The 4,952-nt window shown below is 61.3% G+C and carries 3 protein-coding genes; all 3 read right to left on the bottom strand.

Features of this window, described 5'->3' with window-relative positions; all coding sequences use genetic code 11:
- Positions 1 to 1,343 precede the first annotated feature (1,343 nt).
- The gene (locus AAAC48_RS10600; protein ID WP_340654139.1) at positions 1,344 to 2,120 is read right to left on the bottom strand and encodes a DNA-binding transcriptional regulator; all 777 of its coding nucleotides are present in this window, start codon (positions 2,118 to 2,120) and stop codon (positions 1,344 to 1,346) included.
- 142 nt (positions 2,121 to 2,262) lie between these two features.
- Positions 2,263 to 3,771, bottom strand: coding sequence for a bifunctional 3-(3-hydroxy-phenyl)propionate/3-hydroxycinnamic acid hydroxylase (locus AAAC48_RS10595; protein WP_340654138.1), 1,509 nt, complete (start codon positions 3,769 to 3,771; stop codon positions 2,263 to 2,265).
- Between the two features lie 32 nt (positions 3,772 to 3,803).
- Complete coding sequence (locus AAAC48_RS10590; RefSeq protein WP_340654137.1) at positions 3,804 to 4,784, bottom strand: VOC family protein; 981 nt, start codon at positions 4,782 to 4,784, stop codon at positions 3,804 to 3,806.
- Positions 4,785 to 4,952: the final 168 nt, after the last annotated feature.

Genomic DNA, 4,952 nt, shown 5'->3' with positions numbered 1-4,952 from the left:
GTCGAAATCATCGCATTGGTTCGCCGTGATTTGCTGTGAATAAGCATAAGTGCTTGACCCTGCGAGTACTGCTTCTACGTCTCTGAGTTCGTGGCCGTTTCCAAGTCTGAGCAGGGCCACCACCGGTGCTTATTCACGGCGAATGATCGGATGCAACCAGAATTGCCAACCTTTTGGAGCTTAAACAAGGATAGGCCATTGAATAAACGGATTGACCCCAATCTTAGGGTTTTCTGATCGGCGGCTCGTCCAGTGTCGGGAAATCAACGGTGGCGCTCGTGATGGCAGAGAAACTCGGCTGGCGATGTGTTTCGACCGATAGTCTCGCCAAACACCCCGGGGTCGCACTGCACTTGTATGGGAATGTTTTTGTCAACGGTCTTTTTGCATCCATTCATGGCCTCATTTGCGTTTGGGGCCGCTGTTCCATTCATGACAGCGCTATCGCGGACGTCGATGCAGAGGGGAGCCTGCCAGGTGCGAGACATGCTCTCGCGTACTTGTATGCGGCGGGTGCTCGGACACAGCCATGATGCAGTAATGCGCATCGCGAGCAGGCTCCGGGGCGGCGGGACCATTCTTAAACACGGTGCTAACCAAGCCCATGTGCCAAGCCGGTTCGCCACCGCCTCGGATCGTTGGGAACCCGGCGCGATTGGCGCCCTGGCTCCGATAGTTGTTCCTCTCTTATTTGCTACGTAGCCGCCCGCAATGCGACGCTTTGCGGGATCTCGCCCTTGGTGGCCATGCGCCAGAGCGCGATGAGCAGACGGCGCGCCAGCGCCAGGATCCCACGATCATGGTCTTGCGCGTGCCGCCCCGATCATCCTCGGTCCGCTTCTGGAACCATTGCGCCAGGGCGCTATACTGCTGGAAGCGGAGAAAGCGCCAGGCCAGCTGGATGAGACCGGCAATTTCTCTGGGGTAATACGGTTTCGCACAAGAGTTCGGGAGCCGGAAGCTCACGTGTGCTCGTTGTTCAAGCCCAAACCGCCTTTACTAGAACCCGCATACGTCGAAGCACGCGACCCATGCCTGAAAGACCTCTTGAATCAGTTCGTCGAACGCCTCAGCTCGTTGCCGTCCGCTCCGAACCATTTGTGGCCGTAGCAGCGATGCGCGAACGGCGCATCCGGTACGGCGAACTTCGTATTCGTGAGCGACTGCCGCCAGGACAAACGGCGACGGCCGCAAACTGCGATGAACCACCAGCAATTACCCCTCTTCCAATGCCGTCCAGGAGGAGTTGCAACCACTCCTCAGCGCGAAGCACCGAAATTGCCGTGTTCACCAGCCGAGCATGAGTGTGCGAGATGCCCTCGGTGGAACCGGGCTGCTCGCTCCTACGGCCGCGACAGCCTATCGGCAATCTCCATCAACGGTTCCACGTATCTGCTCGTCGCCTCTTTGATCGAGAGAGCGGACCGGATCCATATGATCGAGACGCATGCTGTCGTTGCACCGTCCAGCTTCACCGGTACTGCAATAGACGACGTATTGGGTCGGAATTCGCCTGCCTCGCGTGTGGCATAGCCCTTCGCCCGGATATCGGCCAGCAGATCGCTCAGATCGATGGCTTCCAGAAATGAAAGATCCTCAGGCACAGCGAGCCGCCGGATATGCTCGACGATAAGCCTGCGCTCCTCATCGGATATGAACGCGAGGTAAGCCCGCCCCGCCGACGTCCTGAGGACGGGCATACGGTAACCGATCATGCCCCTGTCGACAGACAGCGGGCTGCGCCCGTGCGTGGTTTCCTGAATCACCATCGCCGCGCTTTCGTAGATACTCAGGTCGAGCGGCCAGACGATTTTCGCTAAGTATTCGGAAAATAGCGGGCCCGCGGCCTGACAGAGGGCGGACATCGCGGCCGAGCCGTCGCCGAGGCTGGCCGCAAGGCGCGTGACACGGACCCGATTGTTGGTGGAGGAAAACACGACCAACCCTTCCTCCTCAAGGGTCTGGAGCAGGCGGTATACGGTCGGGCGCGGGAGACCGAGCCTGGTCGCGATTTCACCCGGACGCGCCGCTCCGAGAAGGTTTACTTCGCGTAACACAGCAAGCCCGCGCACCAGAGCGCGCACACCGCCTTGGGCTTCATTGCCCTTCGTCTTCAGCATGTTCCGATGTTCTCCTCCGCTCGCCGACAGTCGCAAGGAAGCGGCACCAATACGCGATCCCGACCCGCCGGGTCCTACCCCCGCCGGCAGACGACCATATCATATGGGGAGACCAAGATCGAAAGTGTTACCTTCACGCCTCTCAGGCGATGTTGCGCAGCCTTGTCGTTTCGGCGCCGACCCTGTCTGGGATGAGTTTGAGCGCCGATGCCAGCTCCTCCGGGGAGTTGACCTTCGCCAGAAGGTAGCGGTCCGGCCGAATGACAGCGGCGGCCGCTCCGGCGAGATGGACGGCACCATCCCTTGTTTGCGAGACGCGCAAGATGGTTCCCTTGCGCTGGGCCTGCTCCATGAGCTGCCTATCGAGACCAGCCAGGAAGGAATCCGCGAACAGAAAGGAGAAGCCATAGCCGGCGACATCGTCGGCCAGCGTCCCGTCCCGCATGACCGGCTGTCCGAAAAGCGGAGCGGGGCGGTCCAGAAGACCGGCGCCGATTGGCGGATAAAGCGACTCCATTTTCGCGCCGCCTTCCGCTCTGGGGAAGGCAGAAGTGAGGGCGGAACGCGGGTCCTGCGTGTTGATCAGGCCGCCAAGCCTGACTGCCGTTGCGATGAATGTGCGGGCGTTTTCCCGACGCTCAGTGGCGTATGTGTCAAGAAGTGCGGGATCGTGTCCGGCATGCAGACAGCAGATCAGCTTCCAGCCGAGGTTGGCGATGTCACGGATGCCGGCGCACATGCCTTGCCCCATGAAGGGCGGCGTCTGGTGGGCCGCGTCACCTGCGACCAACAAACGCCCGCGCTGCCACTCGTCGGCAACCAGGGAATGGAACCAGTAGACGGCCGTGCGTTCGATGTCTGCCTCTTCGGGCGTCACCCATTTCGAGAGAAGCGGCCAGACGTTTTCCGGGCGGGCGATCACGGTGCTGTCCTCATCCGGCAGCACGGTCAGTTCCCACCGACGCCGGTTGTTCGGTCCGCGAACATAGGTCGAGGGGCGGGCGGGATCGCAATGCTGGAGAGACCAATCGCCGAGCTCTGGCTTCTCCCGCTTCAGCAGGACGTCCACGACAAGCCACCGTTCGTGGAATCCGAGATCTTCCATGCCGGTTTCGATGAAACGGCGAACGAACGAACGCGCGCCGTCGCAGCCCACGACATAGCGGGCGCGCACGCGCCTTATGCGACCGCAGCTCATGTCCTCGTAGCGCAGGTCGACCCCTTCCTCGTCCTGCTCGATGAAGAAGGCTTCGCATCGCGATTGCATCGTCACGCAGGCAGAGCCTTGCAAGCGATCGCGCAGGATGCGCTCGAGATCCGGCTGGTGGACGCGATAGCTGGAATGCCAACCCAGGGCCGTCACCTCGGCCGGGCGCGGCCAATCCAGAAGGACGGCGCCATCGGGATCGACGAAGCGCATACCGACGTTGAGGCGGCACACGGCCTCCAGTTCCTCGGCGATCCCGATCTGCTGAAACGTCCGCATTACCTCGTCATCGAAATGGACGGCGCGTGGAAGATGATAGGCGGCGTTTTCCCGATCGAGCAGCAGCACGCGGACATTGGCTTGCGCCAGGATGTGCGCAAGAGTCGCTCCGACCGGGCCGCAGCCGACGATGACGACGTCGTAGTGCTTGATCTCGTTTGTCATGTCTGGTCCCTCCATATGTGAATGCGGACGCATCAGTGGCCGGAGCGCGTGAGTTCGCTGAACAGCCACGGACAATCCGCGACCGGCGGCGCCTGGATGCCCCGGGCCGCCGCGTCCATGCGCATGTCGCGCAGGCGTTTCCTGCCGCCCTCCTCGGTTAGGTAGAGGCGTTCATGTCCCCAGAAGGACGGTCCGTCGGAGGTCTGGCGCGGTTCCCACGTCGCGGGATCGATGATCCGGCCACCCCAGCCGTTCTCCACGAAAAAGCCCGAGGGAGAGTTCGCGTAGAACGATGTCATGTAGTCGTTGGTGTGCCGGCCCAACGTATAGGCAACGCAATCTTCGCTTTGCGTGGCGATGTCATACCCCTGTCCGACATCATCGAGATTGCCGAACTCGATCATGAAATGGTGGAAACCCTGCCCGCCCGAACCGACCATGGCAAAGCTGTGATGGCGATTATTGACGTGGAAGAAGTAAAGGCCGTAGGGCTGGAGGCCAAAATCGCTGACGTGGAAATCGAGATTGTCCCGATAGAAGGGCATCATGATTTCGATGTCCCTGACATGAAGTACAGCATGGCCCATGCCATAGGGGCCGGTCTTGAAGCCGGAAATCGGCCGTCCCGGCACGAACGGATCGGAAGCGACCATCGGTTTCCAGATGAGTTCCATCCGGTTGCCCATCGGATCGTCGAACATGACCACGGTGGCGCAGAAACGCCGGTCGCATTCAGCGCGGGTCGCATGGCGGACTCGCGTTCCGGCCTTCTCGAGACGCGCGGCGTAATGGTCGAGGTCGCTCTCGAACTCCACCTCCCAGCCCATGCAGGAAAGCGTCTCGCCCGGCTCGTTCATGATGAAGAGCCGCTGCATCCGGTCGTCCATGCGGAAGGCCAGCTCCCGCGACGAGCGGTCGATGCGCTGCATGCCCAGCAGCCCGCCGGCGAAATCACTCCAGTCGGACAGCTTGTCCGAGCGAATGCCGATATATCCCAAAGCGTTGATTGCCACGTTATCCTCCTGACGCAGTCTGCCTCCCTGCTGCGGAGCGCGGCGTGTCGACCGCGCCCCGCAAACCGTCAATTCGCGTTTGCGATGGGGTTCGACAGGGTACCGATGCCCGTGATCCCAACTTCGATCCGGTCGCCTTCGAACATGTAGAGCGGGGGCGTCCGGAAC

The organism is Phyllobacterium sp., from assembly GCF_037994405.1.
Classification (GTDB): domain Bacteria; phylum Pseudomonadota; class Alphaproteobacteria; order Rhizobiales; family Rhizobiaceae; genus Phyllobacterium.
Note: the sequence above shows the minus strand (reverse complement) of the source record. Positions and strands in the feature narration are given on the sequence as shown.